Raw genomic sequence first — 2562 nt, 5'->3', positions numbered from 1 at the left:
CGTTGCATAGATAAACTATGCGCCTCAAAATAGAGAAAATACGCACTCGTTCTCCCACTCGGCTCGCTACGATTGCTTAAGCCCGACAGACTCCTAGTGGCAGCGATGTCGTGAAGGCCGTAATCCAGCGACTGGTGTAACCATGATAATTCTTGCCAAAAAGGTCGTTAAATTCAAACCAGGTAAAGCCCTATCTGATGCAGCGGCTTCTGTTAAGAAAACCAATGCAGCTAAATCAGCAAAACCTAAACAGACTGAAAAAAAGAAATAATACGATTGGGTGTGTTTTGATTGGAGGAACCCAGGGAATCATCAAGGGAGAACAATTCCCTGGGGAAAGTCTCTGAATAAAATCATACTGTAGACTTCTCTCCTGTCTACAATTTATTCATCGGACAGATAAAATAAAACCTGAACGACTATTGATCTGTAAAAGCCTGATGGTAGTAAAATCAGTGGATTGACCTATTCTCTATGGCTGCATATATTAAATGGAGAATATAATTCACATGCTTTTTTAATGTTTGTTATCAAGTCTTCTATGCCTGCCGTTGCCCAGAACTCTATGCTGCAGAACTTGTCCCATTCCGAAGGAATTGATTCGCCGCTGTTGGGTTGTTGACGCTTCTTGGTATACAGGCGTAAGTAATCGACATAAGCGACGTGATTGTTTTCCAGGACATGGCAAAACGGCAATTCGTGCTTCGTCATCATCGACTGCACAAGATTCACTTCCCAGTTTCCGTAGGTTTTTTCAGCAGCCTGTATTTGTTGCTCAAGGATTGTTCCTTCCAACTTGAGGGGCGGCGATTCAGTGTCAGTCTTCAATTCATTCTGCTCATTGACATAGTAATGCTTGCCAAGCCTCTTGGAGTCATAAGTAAATTTATTCGTGACTTTAAGGAAACAAGGCGCTTTTGTTGAAACCCAAGAAATAAAAAATAAGAGGCGCAAAACCAGAGGTTAAACCCCTCTTTTTATTAACCTAACTGGTACACTTTTCGCGCGCTATTTGGTACCTTTTTACTCCGCCATTGACAGAAGTGCGACAAAAAAGAAGTTTTACTCAAAAAAGAGTTAATTAAGGATCTTGGAGCATGATTCCATGCAGGTGCTGCAGATAATCATCGCAATCGAGCGGGAATTCGAAGTGTGATCAACCATATAGCGTAACCATGCTATGGTTTAATTTAGAATGTTTACACGATTTAAAAAACAAAGTGCGACAGCGAACAGACACGTGCCAGGAGTTTACGCGAAAATTTTGTTTTAAAACTTCATGAAGATATCTTATGACTACTTCTAATACCGCAACATCTGACGTACTCAAACAAGAAAAAACTGGTATCACTACTGTTCCTATACAAACGCAGGCAAGTGCAGTTTCTTGGGGTGCTATCGTGGCGGGAGCGGCAGTAATTGCTGCTCTATCGCTTATCCTTCTTATTTTGGGAACAGGTTTGGGACTATCTTCGGTATCGCCGTGGTCGCACAACGGGGTCAGTGCTATGACTTTCGGTGTATCAACCATCCTTTGGCTGACCTTTACACAACTTTTTGCTTCCGGAATAGGCGGTTATCTTTCCGGCAGACTGAGGACAAAGTGGATTGCAGTACATTCAGACGAGGTTTACTTTCGCGATACCGCGCATGGTTTCTTGGCTTGGGCTGTCGCTACGCTTGCAACTGCAGCGATACTAACTACGGTAATCGGGTCGATCATCAGCGGCGGAGTACAAGCTGGAGCTACCGTGGCGAGGGGTGTTGCCACCACTGCGGCGGCTGCAACTGTAAGTGTTGCTTCCACTGCAGGGTCTGGGATAGTGAATTCCAATTCTGAGAGTAGCTCAATGGATTACTTCATTGATTCACTGTTCAGGAAAGATGTGAGCACAGATTCAAGTGCGGTTATACCCGCAACCGGCACACTCGAAGTTGCCCGTATTTTCATAAATTCCATACAAACGAAAAACCTCCCCGAAGAAGACATTCGTTATATTGGTCAAGTGGTAGCACAGCACACCGATTTGACTCAACAAAATGCTGAGAAGCGGGTAAGAGATACATTTACTCGTATCCAGGAAAAACTACAAGATGCTGAAACAATCTCAAAAGAGGCGGCTGATCAAGCACGTAAAGCTTCCTCTTATGCATCGCTGTGGTTGTTTATCTCGCTACTTATCGGTGCATTCGTTGCCAGTTTTTCGGCCACCTACGGCGGTCGGCAACGGGACATGTAATTACACAACTAACTCATTAAGGAAACAAACAAAATGCGTTCAATACTTTTATTTCTTATAGGTGTCCCCATTCCTATTATTATTCTCATAGCGTTATTCGTGCACTAGGGCCTGTTAACGGTATTTCATATCATATGTTCAAAAATATTTGGGATGCCGTACCGGCTTTTTCCAAAATTCAGATGAATATGTTCATAATTTATTTAATCCTAAATAAGGAGTAGAAAATGTTTAATTGGGCTCTTACATTTTTAGTTATCGCATTAATTGCAGCTGTTTTAGGGTTTAGTGGAATCGCAGGTACTGCTACGGAAATAGCATG

At 42.7% G+C, this 2562-nt stretch carries 3 protein-coding genes and 1 pseudogene; 3 read left to right on the top strand and 1 reads right to left on the bottom strand.

Going from position 1 to position 2562, the window contains the following annotated elements:
* Positions 1-121 precede the first annotated feature (121 nt).
* A pseudogene (locus ACH10T_RS00435) lies at positions 122-271 on the top strand (HU family DNA-binding protein); the annotation flags it as partial.
* A 194-nt stretch (positions 272-465) separates the two neighbouring features.
* On the opposite strand, the gene ACH10T_RS00430 reads toward ACH10T_RS00435, so the two are convergent.
* Positions 466-828 (bottom strand): hypothetical protein, encoded by a 363-nt coding sequence (locus ACH10T_RS00430; protein ID WP_394807375.1) that lies wholly within the window; start codon positions 826-828, stop codon positions 466-468.
* 464 nt (positions 829-1292) lie between these two features.
* On the opposite strand from ACH10T_RS00430, the gene ACH10T_RS00425 reads away from it, so the two are divergent.
* Together ACH10T_RS00425 and ACH10T_RS00420 are read left to right on the top strand one after the other, a co-directional pair.
* Complete coding sequence (locus ACH10T_RS00425; RefSeq protein WP_394807374.1) at positions 1293-2240, top strand: hypothetical protein; 948 nt, start codon at positions 1293-1295, stop codon at positions 2238-2240.
* 227 nt (positions 2241-2467) lie between these two features.
* Positions 2468-2562, top strand: a 95-nt coding sequence (locus ACH10T_RS00420; protein WP_394807376.1) for a DUF1328 domain-containing protein, incomplete at its 3' end; no start/stop codon positions are given.

The organism is Nitrosomonas sp., assembly GCF_043753625.1.
In the GTDB taxonomy this organism is placed as follows: domain Bacteria; phylum Pseudomonadota; class Gammaproteobacteria; order Burkholderiales; family Nitrosomonadaceae; genus Nitrosomonas.
Note: the sequence above shows the minus strand (reverse complement) of the source record. Positions and strands in the feature narration are given on the sequence as shown.

Coding starts and splice junctions, on each gene's coding strand:
- ACH10T_RS00425 (WP_394807374.1), top strand. CDS start 1,293: ATGACTACTTCTAATACCGCAACATCTGACGTACTCAAACAAGAAAAA.